16 protein-coding genes and 1 pseudogene are annotated in these 21,023 nt (G+C 59.8%); 6 read left to right on the forward strand and 11 right to left on the reverse strand.

Annotation, left to right across the window (positions count from 1 at the left end; translation table 11 throughout):
- Positions 1-91 precede the first annotated feature (91 nt).
- On the reverse strand, positions 92-1,474 hold the full coding sequence (locus AA309_RS07875) for a M10 family metallopeptidase (protein WP_052954541.1): 1,383 nt from the start codon (positions 1,472-1,474) through the stop codon (positions 92-94).
- 294 nt (positions 1,475-1,768) lie between these two features.
- Between AA309_RS07875 and AA309_RS07880 the strand changes: the two genes are divergently transcribed.
- Positions 1,769-2,932: an RtcB family protein gene (locus AA309_RS07880; protein WP_047188460.1), complete on the forward strand. Its 1,164-nt coding sequence runs from the start codon at positions 1,769-1,771 to the stop codon at positions 2,930-2,932.
- A 21-nt stretch (positions 2,933-2,953) separates the two neighbouring features.
- Here the strand turns inward: AA309_RS07880 and AA309_RS07885 are convergent, their stop codons facing one another.
- Entirely contained in the window at positions 2,954-3,376 is a 423-nt protein-coding gene (locus AA309_RS07885) for a hypothetical protein (protein WP_047188461.1), read from the reverse strand.
- Positions 3,377-3,566: 190 nt separating this feature from the next.
- On the reverse strand, positions 3,567-4,280 hold the full coding sequence (locus AA309_RS07890; protein ID WP_047188462.1) for a sigma-70 family RNA polymerase sigma factor: 714 nt from the start codon (positions 4,278-4,280) through the stop codon (positions 3,567-3,569).
- Between the two features lie 176 nt (positions 4,281-4,456).
- On the opposite strand from AA309_RS07890, the gene AA309_RS07895 reads away from it, so the two are divergent.
- Positions 4,457-4,936, forward strand: a complete 480-nt coding sequence (locus AA309_RS07895; protein ID WP_047188463.1) for a YidB family protein — start codon at positions 4,457-4,459, stop codon at positions 4,934-4,936.
- On the opposite strand, the gene AA309_RS07900 is transcribed toward AA309_RS07895, so the two are convergent.
- Positions 4,933-5,181 carry a hypothetical protein gene (locus tag AA309_RS07900; RefSeq protein WP_047188464.1) on the reverse strand — a complete coding sequence of 83 codons (249 nt, stop codon included), beginning with the start codon at positions 5,179-5,181 and terminating at the stop codon, positions 4,933-4,935. The two genes, AA309_RS07895 and AA309_RS07900, sit on opposite strands and share 4 nt — an antisense overlap.
- A gap of 63 nt (positions 5,182-5,244) precedes the next feature.
- Entirely contained in the window at positions 5,245-5,682 is a 438-nt protein-coding gene (locus AA309_RS07905) for a response regulator (protein WP_425286857.1), read from the reverse strand.
- Positions 5,683-5,941: 259 nt separating this feature from the next.
- Here AA309_RS07905 and AA309_RS07910 point away from each other — a divergent pair, with 259 nt between their 5' ends.
- Positions 5,942-8,215 carry a CDC48 family AAA ATPase gene (locus AA309_RS07910; RefSeq protein WP_047188466.1) on the forward strand — a complete coding sequence of 758 codons (2,274 nt, stop codon included), beginning with the start codon at positions 5,942-5,944 and terminating at the stop codon, positions 8,213-8,215.
- 258 nt (positions 8,216-8,473) lie between these two features.
- Here the strand turns inward: AA309_RS07910 and AA309_RS07915 are convergent, their stop codons facing one another.
- Positions 8,474-9,676 carry a glycoside hydrolase family 1 protein gene (locus AA309_RS07915; protein WP_047188467.1) on the reverse strand — a complete coding sequence of 401 codons (1,203 nt, stop codon included), beginning with the start codon at positions 9,674-9,676 and terminating at the stop codon, positions 8,474-8,476.
- Between the two features lie 20 nt (positions 9,677-9,696).
- Positions 9,697-11,010 (reverse strand): family 1 glycosylhydrolase, encoded by a 1,314-nt coding sequence (locus AA309_RS07920; protein ID WP_052954542.1) that lies wholly within the window; start codon positions 11,008-11,010, stop codon positions 9,697-9,699.
- Positions 11,011-11,451: 441 nt separating this feature from the next.
- Between AA309_RS07920 and AA309_RS07925 the strand changes: the two genes are divergently transcribed.
- On the forward strand, positions 11,452-13,326 hold the full coding sequence (locus AA309_RS07925) for a glycoside hydrolase family 2 protein (protein WP_047188468.1): 1,875 nt from the start codon (positions 11,452-11,454) through the stop codon (positions 13,324-13,326).
- 33 nt (positions 13,327-13,359) lie between these two features.
- On the opposite strand, the pseudogene AA309_RS37405 reads toward AA309_RS07925, so the two are convergent.
- Positions 13,360-13,497, reverse strand: a pseudogene (locus AA309_RS37405) (cation transporting ATPase C-terminal domain-containing protein); the annotation flags it as partial.
- Positions 13,498-15,479: 1,982 nt separating this feature from the next.
- Between AA309_RS37405 and AA309_RS07945 the strand changes: the two are divergent.
- Both AA309_RS07945 and pepT read left to right on the forward strand, forming a co-directional pair.
- Entirely contained in the window at positions 15,480-15,950 is a 471-nt protein-coding gene (locus AA309_RS07945) for an opioid growth factor receptor-related protein (protein WP_047188472.1), read from the forward strand.
- Positions 15,951-16,198: 248 nt separating this feature from the next.
- Complete coding sequence (gene pepT, locus AA309_RS07950; protein WP_047188473.1) at positions 16,199-17,434, forward strand: peptidase T; 1,236 nt, start codon at positions 16,199-16,201, stop codon at positions 17,432-17,434.
- A 218-nt stretch (positions 17,435-17,652) separates the two neighbouring features.
- Here pepT and AA309_RS07955 read toward each other — a convergent pair whose 3' ends face one another.
- From AA309_RS07955 to AA309_RS07965, 3 genes are all read right to left on the reverse strand, one after another.
- Positions 17,653-19,539, reverse strand: coding sequence for a bifunctional sugar phosphate isomerase/epimerase/4-hydroxyphenylpyruvate dioxygenase family protein (locus AA309_RS07955; RefSeq protein ID WP_047188474.1), 1,887 nt, complete (start codon positions 19,537-19,539; stop codon positions 17,653-17,655).
- Between the two features lie 65 nt (positions 19,540-19,604).
- Positions 19,605-20,273 (reverse strand): GntR family transcriptional regulator, encoded by a 669-nt coding sequence (locus tag AA309_RS07960; RefSeq protein WP_047188536.1) that lies wholly within the window; start codon positions 20,271-20,273, stop codon positions 19,605-19,607.
- A gap of 5 nt (positions 20,274-20,278) precedes the next feature.
- The gene (locus AA309_RS07965; RefSeq protein ID WP_047188475.1) at positions 20,279-20,947 is read right to left on the reverse strand and encodes a GntR family transcriptional regulator; all 669 of its coding nucleotides are present in this window, start codon (positions 20,945-20,947) and stop codon (positions 20,279-20,281) included.
- Positions 20,948-21,023 lie beyond the last annotated feature (76 nt).

Here is a 21,023-nt window from a genome sequence, read left to right on the forward strand (position 1 = left end):
ATCCTAAGCCCCTTGGGAAGCCACCCGATCAGGACCCGTGTCGCCGGTCCGGTCCTCCAACAGGCATAAAAGCTCACATCCCAGGAGGACCCTACACGATCGCAAAATCGGCAGAGGTCATCATCAGTTCCTTTGAGACTTGGGCGAACTGGACGGATGAGGCCTTCCCTGTTCCGTCTGCATCGTAATAGAGCCCGCCTTGAGCAGCATCGTAGACGATGCGGTCCGTTGAGTCATGGGCCTTAGCGCCTTTCCAGAAGGCTGCGGCCGAGAGCTTTCCGGCACTCCCCAAATTCGTGAACACCGCGTTTTCCAGATGGATCGTATCGTCTGCGACGGAGAAATCGACAAGCTGATCGCGGTTAGAGCTGCTGCTCGGTTTGGTATTGAAGAAGAAGATGTCCTTCCCCGCACCGCCCCAGAGCATATCGTTGCCCTCACGCCCATAAAGAAGGTCGGCGCCATTCCCCCCTTTGAGGCTGTTGGCTGCGGCGTTTCCCGTGATCACGTCATTACCCACGCCACCGTAAGCGTTTTCGATCAACGATCGGGGGTCGCCTCGATAAGTCAGGGCGTTCGCGATGTTGCCGCGCGCATCATGCCCCTCGCCTAGCTGAGCGATTTGTCCGGTCGAGAGACGGGACCACTCACCGGGACGCAGATCCACTTTGAGGTTCGTGACATACTTCGAGAAATCGTAGGTGTCGTTTCCACCGCCATCCCAAACAGTCATGAAGATGCGGTTTTCGCCTGGGGTCTCCTGTCCGATGCCATTGATGAATTCCTGCCCGGTTGTCGGGCTCCAGCGATAGACCGTGTTGCCGGCATTGCTGGTGAAGTCCGCCCCATACAAGTATTGAAGGGCGGCGATGTCGTACATCATGAGAGATTGGGCATAGCCCCAGGGCTCGTTCTCCACATACTCGACGCCTGCGTCAACGTACGATCTGTAGGTGGTCGCTGAGAACTCCATGGAGTCATGGGCAGACGTCATGGCCCCAAAGACCTCAGTTTCGTGTCCGTGCTTCAGTCCCACGGAATGAAGGATTTCATGGATGAAGCCAAAATAAGCGTAGCTTCCCAGAACCGGATCATCGAACAAGCCGTTGGAGCGGCCGAACCAGGTATCTCCGCCTTCGTCGGCTGGTTCCGGAAGATATGACCAACCCGTCGACGGCGCATCCGAGCTGGCAAGCCGTAACGTTGCGTGAGTTGTGGATGTTTCCGTCACCTCGGTGAAGGTCAGGTTGGTGACCGCGGCGATCATCGCGAAGACTTGGCGTGCAGCATCACGCTGGTCCTCGCTCAAGGCGGCAAAATTGTCCTGCGGCTCCCCGAACCTGTAATCCTCGCCGTAATATGATGCCCTGGTCGGGAAACTGTAGGTGAGATTCAAATCACTCCAGCGCGAACTCCAAAGAACGCCATCAATATCCTGATTGCCTGTCGGCGCGACTGAAATTGTAGCTGCCATGCTTATCCTTAAAGAAATCCTCAAAGAAACCTTTGTTTTTAGAGCATGGCTTGGAGTTCAGATTGATACCTCATAAGTGGTAGAAGCGAATTTTCTCTAGAATTTAATTCAGGTGTTTAAGCAAATTTGTGCGACGCCTTAGCTTAATAGCTTACGCTGTGAAATTTACTGCTCTCGACGCCTCACTAAAATGCCAAGCTAATACCTCAGCCTGCCAGGATCAGAGGCAGAATTCTCGCAGGAACGTGTCCTGCACTATTCAGTTTGACACCAGAGACGCACCTGAGAGCACACATGAACACCCGCATCTATGGCGAACATGATGAAAGGACGATCCAGCAACTGAACCGCTGCATGCGGGTTGGGAGCGCGGCCAAGGGCGTGCTCTGCGCAGATGGGCATCTGGGCTATGCGCATCCTATCGGCGGAGTGGTGGCCTATGAGGAACACATCTCCATCAGCGGCGTGGGTTTCGACATCGCGTGCGGCAACATGGCCGTGCGCCTCGACACCCGATATGATGACATTGCCAGAGAAGCCGCGAGAATCCTGAGCGATATCGGAAAGACCATCAGCTTCGGCATCGGGCAGAAGAATGCTGTCGCGGTCGATCACGAACTGTTCGATTCACCCCTCTGGGACAAGGCGGGTGTCCGCGACTTGAAGAAGATGGCGTCCCAGCAATTGGGCACGGTCGGCTCGGGCAACCACTATGTCGATCTGTTCGAGGATGAGAAGGGCTTCGTCTGGATCGGCGTGCATTTCGGCTCCAGAGGCCTCGGGCACAAGATCACCACCAAGCACTTGGCGCTTGCCGGCGCGAAGGACGGCATGGAGGTCGCCCCTGCCCTCGTTCACCAGAACAGCGAGATCGGGCGTAGCTATCTCGCAGGTGTGACACTCGGCGGTCTCTATGCCTATGCCGGACGTGAATGGGTGGTCGAGCGCGTGCGCCAGATCATCGGCGGCACGGTCGTGGATTCAGTCCACAACCACCACAACTTCGTCTGGCGGGAGAACCATGGCGGACGCGATTACTGGGTCGTGCGCAAAGGCGCGACGCCGGCTTTTCCCGGACAGCGCGGGTTCGTCGGCGGCTCCATGGGTGACAATGCGGTAATCCTGCATGGCGTGGAAAACGAGCAGGGTGCCGATAGCCTCTATTCCACCGTGCACGGTGCAGGCCGTCTCTTCGGGCGCATGGAGGCGAAGGGCAAGAAGAACAAGAAAGGCGAATGGGTTCGCCCTCCCCGCTTCACCCGCGAGGAGATGGATTCGTGGCTGCGAGAAAAAGGCGTACTGTTGCGCGGCGGCGACGTGGACGAAAGCCCCATGGTCTACCGTCGTCTTGAAGACGTGCTCGCCTATCACGGCAACACGATCGAGATCGAGCACACCTTGCGCCCCTTCGCTGTAGCCATGGCGGGCCCCGGCGAGTTCGATCCCTACAAGGATTGAAACCGCGCCGAGGCCTTGCCCTTATCTAAGCCAGCCGAAGTAGAGTGACCACAGGCTCGGAGAGCGGATCCCGCGCACCCGACGCGCTGCCTCTTCGGCTCGCATGAACTGCCCCCCATGGCACGAGCAGAGCACGATATGCGCATCATGTTCGGAGATCTGGAAGAAGTTCACCGCATCGCCGAACCGGTCGCTCAGCAGGCCTGCCGTCCGCAGCACCGGATCGTTGAAAGCGACCGTCAGAGCGGAATTGTCGGCGCGCATGGCAAGGCGGACCGCCTTCGGCTTCCACTCGATTTCGTCAAGAGTCCTGAGGAGGCGATCGGGCTCCCGTTCGAGGAGTTCCGCCCAGCGATCCAAGCGTTCTCGTTTCGACAGAACAGGAACTTCCGAGGGTTTCAGATCGGCAACATGACCGAGTTCAGACAGAGGTCTGTGTTCCATGCTCCCCTCCTTGGCAGAGAAGCGTTTGCGAGCACCCACCAGCTGTCAGCTCAACCATGAAACCTTAGGAAAAGTTCAGGAGCACAACCGCTCTAGTCGCTGATATTTTGGGCAGCCAAGACAGATGCCCCGCGCAGGCATGAGAGTGCTCCCTATGCCGATGCGCGGAGCATCTTTGAAACTGCTAAGATCAAGCGTCGACAGTGTGGCCATGAAGCCGATCGCCTGCGACCCCCATCAACTCAGCGAGGCGGTTCCGAGCGCGGTTCACGCGGCTCTTGATGGTGCCGACCTTCACGCCGAGAGCTTCCGCCGCATCCTCGTAGGACATGCCTTCCGCACCGATCAGGATGATCGCCTCCCGCTGTTCCTGCGGCAGCTTTTCAAGGGCGGTAGACAGATCCTGCAGCGCGAGCTTGTCCTCTTGATCTGGGATCGCAATCATGCTCGCGGCATGCGCTCCATCTCCATCTTCGACCTCGCGGCTGGTCTTGCGATGGGTCGAGTAGAAGCCGTTACGCAGAATCGTGAAAAGCCAAGCCTGAAGATTCGTGCCGGCCTCGAATGTCTCCTGCTTCGTCAGCGCCTTGAGCACGGTATCCTGAACCAGATCTTCAGCCTGATCGAGCTTGCCGGTGAGCGACAACGCGAAGGCGCGGAGATTCGGCAAAGCCTCCATGACACCATCGACGAAAGCCTGATCCACGGGCTCCGTATGTGCGCGGATGACCTGCGCGACGCGCTCGGCAAGCTTGGCCAGATCGCGCGGCAGCTTATCCTCAGCCGGGTCGCCATAAAGCGCACGGAGCTGCTTGCCGAGATGGAGTCGCACAGCCGCGCTCAGGGCCGCACCGGAGGCGGCCGAAGGGGTGTTCTGAGAAAAAGTATCGGTCTTATCGGGCATGCCCGACTATCTGGGGCGGCCTCGGCGTATTTAAATATCCGAGCGACAATTCGATCGATGAATTTTTTGCGTCGTGACGCAAGTTCGAGACTGGCTCCGACGAATCCATTGAGCAATCTCGGCCGGAACCCTTTTCCTGTTTGCATTGTTCATGTTCGATCATCAGGAGCAATAACATGAGCAGCCGTGGCTTTCCTTCCATGACCGCCCTTCTGGGTCTTCTTGCCATCGCCGGTTACCAGAATCGGGACAAAATTGCGGAGATGTTACGTGGTGGGCAGCAGCCCGGCACGCCTGGGCAACCGAGCCAACTGCCTGGTCAGCAAGCGGGTGGCCTCGGTGGTCTTGGAGGTCTCGGCGGGTTGCTGGGCGGCCTCGGGGGTGCCGGCGCAGGCGGCCTGCTGAATGGCGGCCTCGGCGAACTCGTCGACCAATTCCGTCAGAACGGCCAAGGCGATGTCGCCGATTCATGGGTCAGCACGGGCCCGAACAAGGAAATCGCGCCGCAGCAGCTTGAGCAGGCCATCGGGCCTGATGTTCTGGCGACGCTGACGCAGCAGACCGGACTTTCGCGTGAAGAGATTCTGGCGCGCCTGTCGCGCGATCTGCCCCAAGCAGTCGATCAGTACACGCCGGAAGGGCGCATCCCGACCTAAAGCCTTCCCTGTCTTGCACGCTGGCGGCGCTCCCACCAGACAACGGCGCGGCGGCGCAGCCTGCGTGCAACCGGAAGGTCGACGGACAGCACGATGATCCCTAGCGGGACCATCCAGAAGCCAAGCACGGGTAAAAATCCGACAACTCCACCCAATATCAACGCAACGCCGAGACTGATCCTGAGGGCCTTCGATCGCGGCAGGGCAACATGACGCCCACCGAAAGCAACCCGCGGCTTGGTCATGCACAGCCCTCCTCTCTCATGAAGCGATCAAGAGATGAAAATTGCTTGAGTCAAATCGAGCTTTCACGCTTCCAGGGTCCTCGGGACCATGGCTTCCTTCAAGGCCTCAACGAGGGCCTCGGGGCGGATCGGTTTTTGCAGGAAGTGTGTGCCGTCCGGCAGATCGCCGGGCTTCGGCGCAACTTTGCCGGAAATCACAAGAACACCCACGTCCGGCCATCCCTGCCGAACGAGGCGGGCGAACTCAAATCCATCAATGGAACCCGGCATGTTCACATCGGTGAGCACGACATTGATGTCCGGGCGTTTTTTGAGGAGATCAAAGGCCTCGTCCGCATCCTGCGCCTCAACGACCCAGAACTCGGCATCGCGCAGGATTTCCACCTGCGTCAGGCGCACGAGAAGCTCGTCCTCCACCAAGAGAACGACAGGCCGGTTCAGGATCTCGCGGCGCGGCTTCATAGGCTGGAAACGGGCGACGCAATTCCTGGTTCCCGCCATGTGCTCATGATGAAGCGCGCCCGGATCAAGCGCTGCCCGGCACGATTATTTCTCCGCGCGCTCATAGCCTGAGACCTCCCTGCGCCTCCCTATCGGCGATGCCCGCAACAAATCCAGCGATGTGGCGTTTGACCTGCGGATTCATCGACAAAGCCACTCTGGAATCTTCTGAACTCGCGGCGGCCAAGATCCGTTGTTCACGCAACTTGGTTGCACAAACTCCCGCTTGACCGGCCACTCGGATGACAGGACTGAAGCTATGACAGACGATGGGCAGATCCGCCTCCAAGTCGCGAATGCCCGCCCGGGCGATGCTGGCCGCGGCATTGCCCGCATGAGCCGCCAATGCCTTGCAGAGATCGGCCTTCAGGAAGGCCAAGCCATCGAGATCATCGGCAAGAGGCACACGACCGCAATCGCCGTTATGCCCTACGCCGAGGATGAGGGCCTGAACATCGTTCGCCTTGACGGTTTGCAACGCGTCAATGCCGGTGTCGGCAGTGGCGATTATGTGGAGGTCAAGAAAGCCGAAGTTCACCCTGCCACCCGCATCGTGCTGGCTCCGGCTCAAAAGGGGCTGCGCCTGCAGGGCTCCGGCGACGCCTTGCGGCGGACTTTCTATCAGCGTCCGCTCACAGCAGGAGACGTCATCTCGACCTCCGTCTACTCACCCAATGCGGCCGACCCCAGGTTTCCCGAGGAGTTGCGCGGGCTGCTGAACATCCCGGCTTACGGGTTACAGGAGATCCGCCTCGTCGTCGTCTCAACGCAGCCCCGCGGCATCGTTCAGGTGACGGCTGAAACCGAGGTCGATCTTCGTCCTCAATTCGAGGAACCGAAGGAAGCACGCCGCGCGGACGTGACCTATGACGACATCGGCGGCCTTGGAAACACCGTCGACCAAGTGCGCGAAATGGTGGAGCTTCCTCTCCGCCATCCCGAGCTCTTCCAGCGCCTCGGCATCGACCCGCCGAAGGGTGTTCTGCTCTATGGCCCTCCGGGCACCGGAAAGACCTTGCTCGCCCGCGCCGTCGCCAACGAGACCGAGGCGCAGTTCTTCCATATTGCTGGCCCGGAGATCATGGGCCGTCACTATGGCGAGTCCGAGCAACACTTGAGACAGGTTTTCCAGGAGGCGCAGCAGAACGCTCCTGCCATCATCTTCATCGACGAGATCGACAGCATCGCGCCAAAGCGCGAAGAGGTCACGGGCGAGGTGGAACGGCGCATCGTGGCACAGTTGCTGACCCTCATGGATGGACTGGAGCCGCGTCAGAACATCGTCGTCATCGGCGCGACGAACCGTCGTGAAGCCATCGACGAAGCCCTGCGCAGACCCGGGCGCTTCGACCGCGAGATCGTGATCGGCGTTCCGAATGAATCCGGTCGCCGCGAGGTTCTGGCGATCCACACGCGCGGTATGCCGCTTGGCGAAGACGTGAACCTCGATGAGCTCGCGCGAACTACCTATGGTTTCGTCGGCGCGGATCTTTCCGCCCTTGCCCGCGAGGCGGCGATGGACTCGCTTAGACGCATCCTGCCGAACATCAATCTTAAGGACGGCATTCCCGCTGCCGTGCTGGAGAACCTGCGCGTCACCAGACAGGATTTCCAGAATGCTCTAAAGCGCATTCAGCCCTCCGCGCTGCGCGAGATCATGATCCAGGTGCCCAATGTGTCTTGGGACGACATCGGTGGCGTCGAGGAAGCACGAACTCGCCTGCGCGAAGGCGTGGAGCTTCCGCTCAAGAGCCCGGAATCGTTCCGCCGTCTGGGAATACGCCCCGCCAAAGGCTTCCTGCTCTTCGGCCCTCCCGGGACCGGCAAGACCCTTCTCGCGAAAGCGGTCGCCCGCGAGGCGCAGGCGAACTTCGTCGCCACGAAGTCGTCGGACCTTCTCTCGAAATGGTATGGAGAGTCGGAGCAGCAGGTGTCCCGGCTCTTTGCCCGCGCCAGGCAGGTTGCTCCCACCGTCGTCTTCATCGACGAAATCGACTCGCTGGCGCCTGTCCGCGGCGGAGGACTGGGTGAGCCCGCCGTGACGGAGCGCGTGGTCAACACGATCCTGGCCGAAATGGATGGGCTCGAGGAATTGCAAGGCGTCGTCGTGATGGCTGCCACGAACCGGCCCAACCTGATCGACCCTGCCCTCCTCCGTCCGGGCCGCTTCGATGAGTTGATCTACGTGCCGGTCCCCGATGCACAGGGACGACGGCACATCCTCGGGATCCACACGAAATCGATGCCTTTGGGCCCCGATGTGGATCTCGACATGGTGGCTGAACGAACCAGCCGCTTCACAGGTGCGGATCTTGAGGACCTTACCCGCAGGGCCGGATTACTTGCCCTGCGAGAGTCCCTGGAAGCACAGAATGTGACTATGGCCCACTTCGAGCAGGCTCTTCGGGAAACGCGGCCCTCGGTCACGCCGGAAATGGAGCGGGAATACGAAGACATGGTCCGCACCTTGAAGCAGGAAGGCCCGCAACGACAAGCGATCGGCTTCCTACCATTGAGACAAGCGGCCGAGTAGGTGCTGGCGGGAACATCCTATCATGCGCTCCGTTGGCTTGCCGTCGATCAATGCTCTATGAGCGAAGCCAATGGAGGCCGAGCGATGAAACGATCAGACATGGCAAAACAGGGCCGTGGCCCTGAGGACTCGCAGAAAGCCAAGCATGGCGGGAATCGCGCCGGCGAACACATGAGGGATTCAACCAGTCAATCCGGAAAGAGCAGTCAGGCTGCGGGAAAGGACCCTCACCGGGGAAGTCGCTGAGGTTCAGGCAGCTTACTCGGCTGCCATCTGCTGGCTGATCGGGTTTGCTCTGCTCGAAGCGGCGAGCAGGCGATGGTGGAGTTCGTCCACGTGTCGCACGGACCGTAAAGCCTTGAGCATGGGCCCGCAGATCAGCCGCTTTCCGCAAGGATCGCGATAGCAGACGGGATCCCAAAGTCCCATCGGTGTCCAAATGTCGGGATCGTGCCATTCCGGCATGCCGAGAATCGGATAGAGGCACACACCTCTCAGGGGGACACCTTCGCGCAGGAGAAGTTCCGACTCCTGCGCGACCTCATGCAACCAACGGCTGCGATGATCGCCGATATGGCTAGTCTCTGTGATCATCACTTCGCCACCATAGCGTTCCCAGACCGAGCGAACGAGATTGCTCAAGGACCATCGGCGCGGATCGTCGTCGGTGAGCGGCGGGATCACCCCGTCTTCTCGCGCGGTTCCGCCCCATTCCCACTGGTTCGTCCAGTAGTAGTTGATGCCCACCACATCGAGATGCTCACGGCTGCCGCCGAGCTCGGGCAGAAGGCGCCCGCACAGCATGTCCCAGCTCTGAAAGACGAGACGGTCGTTGAAGTCACGCGCCTCCTCTCCCAGATCCCGGCGATCAGCGGGAGAAGCGACCCGACACAAGGGATCGGCATTGATCATGCGCGCCCCAGGACAGGCGGCCCACAGAGCATTGATGCCTACGATAGCCGCTCGTGTGAGCGTCACCTTGAGATCCCAGCCGCGCCCTGTCACGTGGGGGGCGAACAGGCCCTTCTCGCCGCCCGCATAGGACATGAAGGAAGGCTCATTCACCGGCGTGAAGGCGCAGGTGCCGTCAGTCCGTGCAGCGATGTAGCGGCCGACGGCATAGCAATAATCGGCAAACCGCTTCGGGAACTCCTCGCTCCAAAGATCAACCTCTTGCGGGTAGCCGTAGTGGAAAAGATCCCAGATCACCTCCACGTCATGGCGGCGCGCAGCCTCCATGAAAGGTTCGACAGTCGAAAAGTCATAGCGCCCGCCCCCCAGATCTACGAGCGGCCAACGGATGGTTTCGCGGGCTGCGTGAAGACCGAGGTCCGCAAGCTGCCGGTAATCCTCATCGACGGTTTTGTCATGGCCCGTCGCGACAACCTGGTCGAACCAATGGCCATGCCGGTTGTACCCGGTCGATCCTTCAAACCCAGCCAGAAAGAAGCTTCGGAACATGCGGCCTTCTCCCCTCAAGCTCACCTTATTGCGGCTACAGGAGGCGCAGCTCCCAACAGCAGGCCGACAGCCTCTGCTCCGCCTCTTACAAGCTGTTGATAGGCGTCCACCGCAGATGTCCGTACCCGGCGCAACGGATCCACCTCGTCCGGGAGGATGTCCCACAATCCCATTGTGGCCAGATGCTCAGTCACTGGGCGGCGACCCTGGCGATAGGCCCAGGTGACGAGAGAAAACATCGGCCACCACGTGTAGCCGACGAGCGGAATGCCCTCGGTGCGCAATTGCCGTGTGGCTGCGACCGACCGGCCGAGCCAGTCCAGCCGGCGGCGCAGAGACCCCATGGACGCCGTCTCCGAAATCATCAGCGGCGCGCCATAGCGTGCGTAATAAAGCCGCCCGAGGCGGGTGATAAGGTCGCCTCCCGCATATGGCATGCGGATGCGAAAGCGGCCCCCGGCGTCCCGCAGGAGCTTCTTCTGCGTGAACATCGGGTAGAGATTCATGCCGATGACCGGCACTCCGACGGCATTGTCGAGGAAGTAAACGAGATCGGCCTCTCGTGCACCGTTCTTCAACAGCCATGGTAACAGCAGATGGCGCTCGTCGATCCGTCCCGCGACGAGATCAAGCGCGAGGAAGACGATCTCCTGCCGGCGCCGTGCCTCATCGTCGAAGGCGGGATCGTCCGTGTCGAAGAGATCGGTGGCATCGACGAAATAGGGCACGATCTCGGGATCGACGCTTTCCAGCGCCTTGACGGTCTCGACCATGCCCTTGGCGATAGCCAGCATCAGCGCGACGAAACCAGGCCAACTACGCCGGAACGGCGGCCACCAGCCGAGGCGCCCGCAATACCACCCTGTGATGCGCGGCTCGTTGAGAGGCGTATACCATGTGATGCGTCCCTTGAAGCGCTCGGCGAGACGCCCGGCATACTCTGCGACGAGCTTTGGATAATCCGGGTGAAGGAACGCCCCTTCAATCCATGCCGGCAACCCGTAATGGACGAGATCGACCTGCGGGTCGACACCCAGATCCAGCAGGCGCTCTAGTGTCTCGTCGGGAAAGGTCCAGTCCCAGATGTTCGGCTCGGGCTGGATGTGATGCCACGGCACGCCATAGCGCGCGCAAGGCACACCAAGTTCGGCGATCAGTCCGAGATCCTCACGCCATCGGTCGTAATGGCCCGTCAGTTCGTACTCGTCCAGGGTCCGTCCGGTCACCGGATGCGGAGCCGTGATGAAGGTGTCCTCGATGCCGGTGGACCACCAGAATGCATCAGGCGCAGACAAACGTTGGAGCTGAGACCGGGTCGGAAGTGCTGGGGTCATGCCGGGGCCGTCCCTTGAGCGTCAGTGCTTCCACTGCAGCACAGCGGTTGGGCCGCGGACGAACCTCGGCCGCACGAGATCCAGGCTAGGAAACGGCTCACATGCAGGAAAGTTTCATCAAAATCTGTCTCTCAAGAACGGAGATTGGCCTCGTGCGTTAACCGGCCAAGAACGATCGGGCTTCCTGCAAGGGGAGGTAAGGCCATGCCAGTCCCGAGATACCCGACCCATTGTCAGCGGCAGGCCAGTCCCAAGTTCAAACCGGTTGAGAGAATGAGCAATAGGCCGATCGGTCATGGAGGAGCGCCGTTCCCGCATCAGCCCACTGATCATCGCCATCAGCTCCCTCAGCAGGAGCAGCCCTGCAAAGAGAGCTTAGAACTCGTCACGCTACCTGCCGATCACCGGCTCAAGAGCGGGCGTTACTGAGTGGATGAAACAATGACTGAGACGATCTCCCCGGCAGACCTCCACCCGCGCCCCCAATCGCGTCGGGAGCGCTGGATCGACCTATGCGGAAGCTGGGGCTTCGCCTTCGACGATGGCAATCGTGGCTTTGGAGAGCGCTGGTTTGACAATGCGGAGCCCTTCGACCGCGAGATCGTGGTGCCCTTCCCGCCCGAGAGCGCGCAGTCCGGCGTTCACGAGACCGGCTTTCACCCCGTGGTGTGGTATCGTCGAGAGATCCGTGTTGATGACGCCGACCGCCGGAATCGTCTTCTGCTCCATTTCGGTGCCGTCGACTATAAGGCCTCCGTCTGGGTCAATGGCCGCATGGCGGTCGAGCATGTCGGCGGCCAGACGCCGTTCTCCGCAGATATCACTCCGCTGCTCATTCCCGGTGAGACACAGGTGATCGTCGTGCGTGCCGAGGACGAGCCGAGAGATTTGCAGCAGCCGCGCGGCAAACAATATTGGGAGGAGCATCCCGGTTATATCTGGTATCACCGCTCCACGGGCATCTGGCAGCCAGTATGGCTCGAGCCGGTTCCGGATGTTGCGATTGCAGAACTGCGCTGGACTCCCGACGTCGATCGCTTCGGTGTGGGGCTGATCGTCAGGCTGGATCGGAGGCCTCCCAACGGCTGGCGCATGCGCGTACAGTTGAGAGGCGACCGCCCGACACACTGTCTCGCGGATGACACCTGCCTGCTCTCAGGCCGCGAGATCCGCCGGGATCTCCTCCTCGACATCAACGATGCGGCGATCCGGCGTCGCCGCACCCTGCTCTGGGCCCCGGAGCATCCCAATCTCATCGAGGCCACGATCGAACTGATCAACGAGAGTGGTGCCGTCGTCGACCGTGTCGAAAGCTATTTCGGTCTACGCCGGATCGAAGCCCGCGATGGACGCTTCATTATCAACGGTATTCCGATCTTCCTGCGACTTGTGCTGGCGCAGAACTACTGGCCGGATTCCCTCCTCACTGCTCCCGACGCGGATGCCCTCAAGCGGGAGGTGGAGCTGGCCCAATCGCTCGGCTTCAACGGCGTTCGCATTCACCAGAAGATCGAGGATCCCCGTTTTCTATACTGGTGCGACCAGCTCGGCATGCTCGTCTGGAGCGAGGCTGCCAATGCCTATGTCTATTCCGATCGCGCCGCGGAGATGTTGATCCGCGATTGGCTGGAGGCCATCCGCCGCGACTACAACCATCCCTCGATCATCACCTGGGTGCCTCTGAACGAGAGCTGGGGCGTACCGGATCTCGACCGGTCGGCGCAGCAGCGCGATTTCGTGCGGGCTCTCTATCATCTCACAAAGGCGATCGATCCTACCCGCCCCGTAATCGGCAATGATGGCTGGCAGCATGCGGTTGGCGATGTCTTCGGCGTCCATGATTATGCACCCACCGGCGAGATGCTGCGGGAACGTTACGCGGACCGCGAGACCATCGCCCACACGTTCCGAGAGGTGCGCCCCCACCATCACCCGCTGCTCGGCGAGGGTGTCGAGATCGAAGACGAGCCGATCGTCATCAGCGAGTTCGGCGGGCTTGGCTTCGTGCCGCAGGCAACCGAGGACTGGTTCGGCTATGGCCAGTTTGCGAGCGCTGACGATCTTCTTGCGCGCTATGAGGAGCTTGTCGATGCCCTGCTCTCCTCCACGGCGCTCGCCGGCTTCTGCTACACCCAACTGACCGATACCGCCCAGGAAACCAACGGCCTTTTCACCGTCAACCGCGAACCGAAATTCGACATCGAACGGCTGCGCGCGATCAACAGCCGCCCCTCGAAGGCGGTGCCGAGCGAAATTCTGGATGTGTTGATCAAGCAGGAGGTGGAGCGGCGACGGCGTGAGCGCGGACAGGAATAGACAACTAAGGCTTAAGCTCACGGTCGAGAACGCCTGCCGCAGGAATGGAACGTAGATCACCACGATCTGCAGGAGAAGCGATGTACGAACGGCGATCCAAAGCCAGCGGTTCGTCAAGTGTCCCTGGAAGGCGCTGTGCTCGTCTGAGCGCGCATTGAAGACATCGAAGATCTGAAAACAGCATCAGTGTCGTGAACGCCATGGCCTGCCGGATAGAACAATGTTCACAAGACTCCGATACAGCCAGTTGCTCCCTACAGCCTTACTCCCTCTCAATGGCAGCCACATTCTGGCCGTACTGCCAAGCCAAGGTTCTCACGTGAACTGTTGATACAAGTCGTGCAGAAAGGCCGAGACATTAGAGCATGCGAGATATTCAGCGTTTGTCACCATCACCTGATACGCCTCCATCATTGCATCAACTCGAGCGGACGCTTGTGGCATCGATCGCTCTCATGAAGCGCATCAGGCGCGAGAGGCGCCGCTCTTCTCGTCGAGACATAAGCGTGCAGGGCGAAAACCAATAAAGCAGTGCCTACAACCTCTTTCGAGGTGAGCATCAGGAAGGCTGGTCGCAGCCTGCAACATCAGAACCTCCTGATCTGCCGGTTCATTCAAAAGGCGGGTCAGGAGGCTTTTCATTCCTAAGCCAAACTTTACCTGTCTCGGCGGACCAACCTTGTATCTACCGATCCTTAACACGCCCCGGCTATACGAGCTTCGGTTTACGGGTTGCCTGGACTGCCGGCAAAGGTTAGCAAGGCCCCGTCTGATTTGATCACCAACAACTTCGGAGGTGCCTGAATGCCCCACGAAGCGTACTGTGTTGCGTATCGCGATAAGCGATGGTCTGTTCTGCACCAGGGCCGGGACCTTGGAGCCTTTTATTTTCGAACCAATGCGCTGAAATTTGCCGTGACCTCTGCGCACCGCGCTGGCGCGTCCGCCCACCAGAACGTCTATGTTCTTGATAGCGATGGAATTCTCTATACCGCTTGGAACTGGACCAGGGATCTCATCAGTCTGGACGCTTAGCCCGTTCACTCAGCGCTCGGATGGCGAGCGCCCTTCTATCCTAGTCAGGAGCAAAGGCAGGCCGAGCCGGCCTTAGCTCCATCCGCCCTTCGCGACCCAGCCTGATGATCTTCAAGGCAGGTGGCGCGATGAGGCCTGTCAGCGAGACGATCACCGCACAAGTCAACACTGCCGCCATGGGAGTCCCTCCGCACTCTCGATCAGGCGAATCCGCCCGTACGCATGAGAGATTGAGGCCGCAGGCTTGCGGGAGGCTTGCCAACACTTCATCGGCCTTGACCTAGAAGCCCGGGGCATTTTGGCTGAAGTGGGCATCATTCTTGTCGCGGGCCACACACCCGACTTGGAACAATCCCTACTCACTCCCGTGTGCGGCAAGTCACAGACAGGCGCATTACGCAAGGGAAGAATAGATCATCTAAGGATGATCCCCATGGCTCGCCACATTGCGCCGTTTGCACTAGGAGTCGTCGCCCCTCTGACCCTGATCAGTTGGCTTCTTTTTCACTGATCGACACATGAGTACTATTAACTCCTTCTCTACCAGCCCTATGTAATCCTTTTCATAGGATTACATGACTGGGGCGGGACTAGGTGACAGAAGACGAGATTGAAGCCGTTGCCCACGAACTCGCAAAAGTGGGCGGTTCTTCCTGGTATCCAGGGCGCTCCAGCGGCCCGATCCTGAGGGCTGTCGGCAAGCGGTATAAGGACCGAGCCCGAGTGGCCATCGCTGCCCTCGACCGCTTCAGAGCCGCAAGAGATGCTACGGTGTTGCCGGATAGCGCCGCTCCGAAACAGGAAAACGTCAACGAGAATTCTGCTTTGGATCAGTTTCATGTTGGCACGGTTGTCGTGTATCGCCCTCCGGGAGACCAAAGAGCCCTCACCTGTAAAATCGAGAAGATAGAGGATGGCAGAGCCTATCTCGTCCCTGTTCCTCACCGCCCCATCGGGTGGGTCTCTTTAGGTAGCCTTGAGCCTCTGGAGGCATAAGCCGCTTCATACGTCTGAGGGCTTCACAGCTGTGATGCCGCCAGCTTCAGGGCCGTGCGGTAGCATCGGCTATTGTGTTAGACTTCGTCCAAAGTCTCTGGCACCGGCATTGGAGACGACGAATGTTTGAACCTTCGTCTGGCCCCCTTCACGCCTATCTCGCTGGCATTGGATGCGATCACCGAGGGCGTTATGCAGCCGATGTGCTCGGCTTCTCCAATCAGCAGTTCGAAGCCGTGCATGACTACATTCAGTGGCTGTTTCCCCTTCCGACCCGCAGCGCCGCCCAGCCCGGCGCTCCCGTTCTGACAAGAGCGGAAATCGAAGCTATCCGGGCAGATCGCCGCGCGTCAGATACTCTCCTGAAAGCAACGGAACGGATGCTTCGTTTCTACCGCGAGACGAACGATTGGCTCAGGTGGCAAGACCATAACCATCTGCGGATCACGCGGATCATCAACAGCCTCCGCCTGCTCGCCGGAACGGACGCGGCGTGCCGGTTTCACGAGGCTATTCTGGCCCTGCATGACGCGGCCGGAGCCCCCATCAATCACCAAAGCCTTCGCTACTGGGCGGAGGCGGCGGAGAACTAGTCCCGAGAGAGTGGCGCAAGATTCCATCGCGAAGGCTCAATCGCGAGCCGCCTCAGCTGAGAAAAGTGGCCAGCTGATCCAGAGGCCGCGCCTGTCCCGTATGGGCAGCAGCCCCCGAGACCTTGGTCGCTCCGCACTAAGTGGATGATAAAAGCACTCGAAAAGACGGATTTCCTGACAGCCCATTCCCGAGACGGCGTTGTCCCGCTACAAGTCCGCTGTTTCTTTCGCGATTTGGATCTTGCCCCATGGCCGCTAGCGTTACCGATCGTTTTCTCCGTTACGTCGTCATCGACACCCAGTCCAACGCCTCGTCTCCGACCCAGCCTTCGACCGAGAAGCAGAAGAACCTCGGCCGTCTACTGGTCGAGGAACTCCTGGAGATCGGCATCTCCGACGCGCATCTCGACGAGCACGGCTATGTTCATGCGACCATTCCGGCGAACACGCCCAAGAACAACGTTCCCGTCATCTGCTTCTGCGCCCACATGGATACGGCACCGGATTTTTCCGGCACCAACGTCAAGCCGCAGATCGTCAGGAGCTACCAGGGCGGTGACATCCGGCTCCCAGGCGATCCCAACCAAGTCATCCGGGTTGCCGATCATCCCGTGCTGAATGATCTGATCGGCCACGACATCGTCACCTCGGACGGCACGACGCTCTTGGGAGCGGACGACAAGGCCGGCATCGCCGAAATCGTGGCGGCCGCCGAGTTTCTGACGAAGAACCCGGACATCAAGCACGGCACGATCCGTATCCTCTTCACCACTGACGAGGAGATCGGCCGCGGCGTCGACAAAGTCGACCTGAAAAAACTTGGCGCCGATTTCGGCTACACAATGGACGGCGAGACGGCCGGCACGATCGAGGACGAGACCTTTTCCGCCGATGCGGTTGAGATCGCCATCAAGGGCGTAGCAATCCATCCGGGATTCGCCTACGGCAAGATGGAAAACGCCATCAGGATTGCCGGCGCCATCATTGATCGCCTCCCGAAGGACATGGCTCCCGAGACGACAAAGGGCCGTGAAGGCTTCATCCATCCGACCGGCGTGTCCGGCGTGATGGAGAAGGCGAACTTGAGCTTCATCATTCGCGACTTCACGGAGGACGGACTGAAGCACAAGGAGGCGCTGCTGGAAAACATCACCAAGGAGGTGATGAAGAATTATCCGGGTTCCACCTACACTTTCACCGTCAAGGAACAGTACCGCAACATGAAGGTCGTGCTCGACCGGCATCCGGAGATCGTCGAGTATGCGATAGAAGCGATCAGGCGCGCTGGCATGGAGCCGGTGCGCGGCAGCATCCGGGGCGGTACGGACGGTTCGCGCCTCTCCTTCATGGGACTGCCCTGCCCCAATATCTTCGCCGGCGGCCATGCATTCCATTCCCCGCTTGAATTCGTCAGCAGCCAGGACATGGAAAAGGCGGTGAAGACCATCGTCGAGCTCACCAAGCTCTGGGAGGAGCGCGCCTAGAGCATTGATCCCAAAAGTGGGATCCACTTTTGGGATCAATCCGCTGCTCCGTCTTATAAGCAGCGCATCATGCGGAAAACCGGGGCCACTTTTCGCTGACGCGGCCCTTCGGGTCCGCACGATGCGCTTAAAGCGTCTCCTCGGCCTGGGACCAGCTGAGGGACTGCTTGGGGTCAGAAGCGGCACCGTTCCGTCCGTCCCAACCCCGAGACTGCTCGTCAAAGGCCAGGGGGCGTAGTATCGGATGCAAGGCGTGTCTGCGAGGCAAGGCGGATTGGCGCATTGACGGCGCCATACCCCCGGTACGCACGCCGCTCCACGATCTCAAAGAAGAAGCCCCCTTCCAGAGTCCTGGTGTAAACCTGGAAGTACTCGGCAGGACCCTCACGGTCATACAGGATGTTGGCTGAGCGCATCCGTTCGACATCATCGGCGGCGAGATCTGCTCTGACCTCGAGATCGTCGTAATAGTTCTCCGGAATGGGCAGGAGGTCCACTCCGTTCTCCTTCAGGCAAGCAACTGTCGTGAAGATGTCGTCTGTCCTCAGAGCAATATGCTGCACTCCCGATCCGAACAGCTCAGTCAGGAATCGAGACGACAAGGTACGTTGGCTCTGCGAGGCATTAAGGATCAGACGGAGAGAGCCATCCCCGGTCTCGATGGCTTGGCTCTGCACGACGCCGCCTGGGTCGATCACGGTCTGAACCGGCGTCTTCTGAACATCGAGGAGCGATGTATAGAACAGAAGCCAAGTCAGCATCTCTTCGTAATGCATGGACTGGGATACGTGATCGACACTGGTCAGCCCGGCTCCCTTGAAGTCTTCGGCGTCGACAGGCTCGAAATCCACATCCCAAAGCCTGTCGAGCCCGCTCTTCTGGTCCACGAAATACAGCAGGCTTCCGCCAAGTCCGCGGACTGCCGGGATATTCGTCTCCCCCGGCCCGACCGGTTGCTGGAATGGTTGGTCGAGAAGCGTGACGGCCCGGTTCACGGTTCCGGGCGCATCATTGACGCGAAGCGCCAAGGCGCACACGGACGTTCCATGCGTGATATTGAAGGAATGAGCAAATCCTTCCTTGTCTGAATTCACGACGATGTTGATGTCGCCCTGCCGCCAACGCGTCACGGCCTTGGAGCGGTGAATCCCGGCCTTGCGGAATCCGAGGCCCGTCAAGATCCGCTCGAATCCAACTGCGTTCCGCTCATCGACTGCGAACTCAACGAATTCGACACCGGAGCAAGCAGCTTTCTGTGGAAGCTCAGGCAGATCGGGTATCGTCGATCCCATCCGCCGCCGGAGCTCATCGAGCATGACGATGAGGGAGCGCTGCCCATCGATAGCGACATTGCGCGCCGAGCCTGCCCGAAAACGGTCATTGAAGATTTCCAACGATAAAAGTCCGTCGAAGCCAGTTGCATGCAGGGCGAGCATGAAGTCCTCAATCGGTAGATCGCCCTGCCCCGGGAAGCAGCGGTAATGCCGACTCCATGAGAGATAATCCATGTCGAGCTTCGGTGCATCGGCCATCTGCACCAGGAAGATCTTCTCCGGAGGAACAGAGCGGATCGCCGACAGGTCCGTCCCGCGGGCGAGAATGTGGAAGGAGTCGAGCACCAGTCCGACTGCAGGGTGGTTTGCCCGTCGCACGACCTCCCAGGAATCACGATAATCGTGGATGTGACGACCCCAGGAGAGAGCCTCGAAAGCCACGCGCATGCCACGTTTGGCGGCACGTTCCCCAAGTTCATGGAAGTCGGCGGCTGCCCGTTCGATTCCACCGAGAGAGTCCGGCGAGACATTGCTGCACACCATGAGGAGGTCGCAGCCGAGTTCCTGCATGACGTCGAACTTGCGTTCAGCTCTGGCAAAGACCTTGGAACGCTGCGGGTCCGACATTCCCTCGAAATCGCGAAAGGGCTGGAGGGTGATGGTCTTAAGACCTAAGCCTTCGATCATGCGCCGCGCATCGACCGGCGTGCCGTTAAAGGAGAGAAGATCGTTCTCGAAGATCTCCACGCCCTTGAATTGGGCGGCCGCAATGGCCTCAATCTTTTCGGTGAGAGTGCCGCTTAAACAAACTGTGGCGATGGCGGTACGCATGCTCTTGGATCCAGCTCCCTCATGGTTTCCAGGTGAGCGTTGCCATCCGGCTCGCTCTTTCTCAGTCACTTGATTGTTCCGGTCGCGAGCGCATGCTCGACGCCGCCAGCAACGTGGCGCGTCAGCACCTCGCAGGCCCGTGCCGCGTCTCTCTCCAGCGCACATTCCAGCAGGAGCCGATGCTCCTCGGCAGCAATCTCTCCGCGATAGCTCAGGGCGATCATCTGATAACGGAGATATTTGTCGAAGACCGCTGCATGAGTGTCGATCAGCATCTTCGAACCGCAGGCGGAAATCAGCGCCTGATGAAACTGCCAGTCGTACTGCTTCCATTCCTCGGTCTGGCTTCGATCTCCTTCAGCCATCCGGTCTTCCATGCGCGCCAAGCGGTGGTGCGCGGCGACAACGCGCCCTTCCCATTCCATGTCACCCGCCCGGAAGGACTGTTCCAGAGCGCGACATTCCAACAACTGACGGAGGGCTGCGATCTCCCGCAAGTTCGCGATGGAGACGGGCGCGACCTCGAACCCTTTCTGACCTTCCGCGACGACGAGGCGTTCGGATGAGAGCCGGTTCAGGATCTCCCGAAGCGTGCTGACGCTTGCTCCATAGTTGGCTTTCAGTTGTTCCAGCTTCAGCTTCCTTCCCGGAGAAAGGCGACCGAATACGATGTCGGTCCGGATCTTTTGGTAGGCGCTTTCGCCTATGCCCTGAAGCTGCGGGTTCGTCGCCATGTCATTCATCGCAGGGCACCGCTGTTTAAGGTATAATCCACGCACCCGTTCACATGCCGGCTGAGAACTTCGCAGGCACACTCGGCATCGCGGGCCAGAGCGCAATCCAGGAGGAGCTTGTGCTCCTGGGCGGCTATCTCTCCACGAAAGACGACCGCCACCATTTGATAGCGGAGGTATTGATCGAAGACTCCGCCATAAAGATCGAGAAGGGTCTGCGAGCCGCAGGCCTCGATGAGAGTCTGATGGAATTCGCGGTCATACCGCTTCCAGAGCTCCATGCCTGCAGTCTCGCCCGCCATCATGCGGCGCTCCAAAACCGCTAGTTTGTAATGGGCGGCGACAACACGGCTTTCCCATTCCAGATCGCCGGCCGCAAAGGACAGGGGGAGCGCGTAGGTTTCCAGGAGCAACCGCATCGACGCCACGTCCTGGAGCCCCTCAGGCGAAACAGGAGTGACCTGAAAGCCGCGCTGCCCTTCCGCAATCACCAACCCTTCCGACGAGAGGCGGCTGAGGATTTCTCGAACCGTGCTGACGCTCGCGCCGTAATCCTTTGCCAACCGGTCGAGCCGAAGCCTGCCTCCGGGCGCAAGACGCCCGAAGACGATATCAGCCCGAATTCGGTCATAGGCCCGGTCCGCAATCGATGTCGCTAAAAGCTCAACACTCATTCCGTCACGCTTGCGATCACTCTCAAGCCTTCTCCACAGGGTAGAGAACGCACTAAATTTATCTGGTTTAATCTAA

The organism is Microvirga vignae, from assembly GCF_001017175.1.
In the GTDB taxonomy this organism is placed as follows: domain Bacteria; phylum Pseudomonadota; class Alphaproteobacteria; order Rhizobiales; family Beijerinckiaceae; genus Microvirga; species Microvirga vignae.

Coding starts and splice junctions, on each gene's coding strand:
- AA309_RS07875 (WP_052954541.1), bottom strand. CDS start 1,474: ATGGCAGCTACAATTTCAGTCGCGCCGACAGGCAATCAGGATATTGAT.
- AA309_RS07880 (WP_047188460.1), top strand. CDS start 1,769: ATGAACACCCGCATCTATGGCGAACATGATGAAAGGACGATCCAGCAA.
- AA309_RS07885 (WP_047188461.1), bottom strand. CDS start 3,376: ATGGAACACAGACCTCTGTCTGAACTCGGTCATGTTGCCGATCTGAAA.
- AA309_RS07890 (WP_047188462.1), bottom strand. CDS start 4,280: ATGCCCGATAAGACCGATACTTTTTCTCAGAACACCCCTTCGGCCGCC.
- AA309_RS07895 (WP_047188463.1), top strand. CDS start 4,457: ATGAGCAGCCGTGGCTTTCCTTCCATGACCGCCCTTCTGGGTCTTCTT.
- AA309_RS07900 (WP_047188464.1), bottom strand. CDS start 5,181: ATGACCAAGCCGCGGGTTGCTTTCGGTGGGCGTCATGTTGCCCTGCCG.
- AA309_RS07905 (WP_425286857.1), bottom strand. CDS start 5,682: ATGGCGGGAACCAGGAATTGCGTCGCCCGTTTCCAGCCTATGAAGCCG.
- AA309_RS07910 (WP_047188466.1), top strand. CDS start 5,942: ATGACAGACGATGGGCAGATCCGCCTCCAAGTCGCGAATGCCCGCCCG.
- AA309_RS07915 (WP_047188467.1), bottom strand. CDS start 9,676: ATGTTCCGAAGCTTCTTTCTGGCTGGGTTTGAAGGATCGACCGGGTAC.
- AA309_RS07920 (WP_052954542.1), bottom strand. CDS start 11,010: ATGACCCCAGCACTTCCGACCCGGTCTCAGCTCCAACGTTTGTCTGCG.
- AA309_RS07925 (WP_047188468.1), top strand. CDS start 11,452: ATGACTGAGACGATCTCCCCGGCAGACCTCCACCCGCGCCCCCAATCG.
- AA309_RS07945 (WP_047188472.1), top strand. CDS start 15,480: ATGTTTGAACCTTCGTCTGGCCCCCTTCACGCCTATCTCGCTGGCATT.
- pepT (WP_047188473.1), top strand. CDS start 16,199: ATGGCCGCTAGCGTTACCGATCGTTTTCTCCGTTACGTCGTCATCGAC.
- AA309_RS07955 (WP_047188474.1), bottom strand. CDS start 19,539: ATGCGTACCGCCATCGCCACAGTTTGTTTAAGCGGCACTCTCACCGAA.
- AA309_RS07960 (WP_047188536.1), bottom strand. CDS start 20,273: ATGGCGACGAACCCGCAGCTTCAGGGCATAGGCGAAAGCGCCTACCAA.
- AA309_RS07965 (WP_047188475.1), bottom strand. CDS start 20,947: ATGAGTGTTGAGCTTTTAGCGACATCGATTGCGGACCGGGCCTATGAC.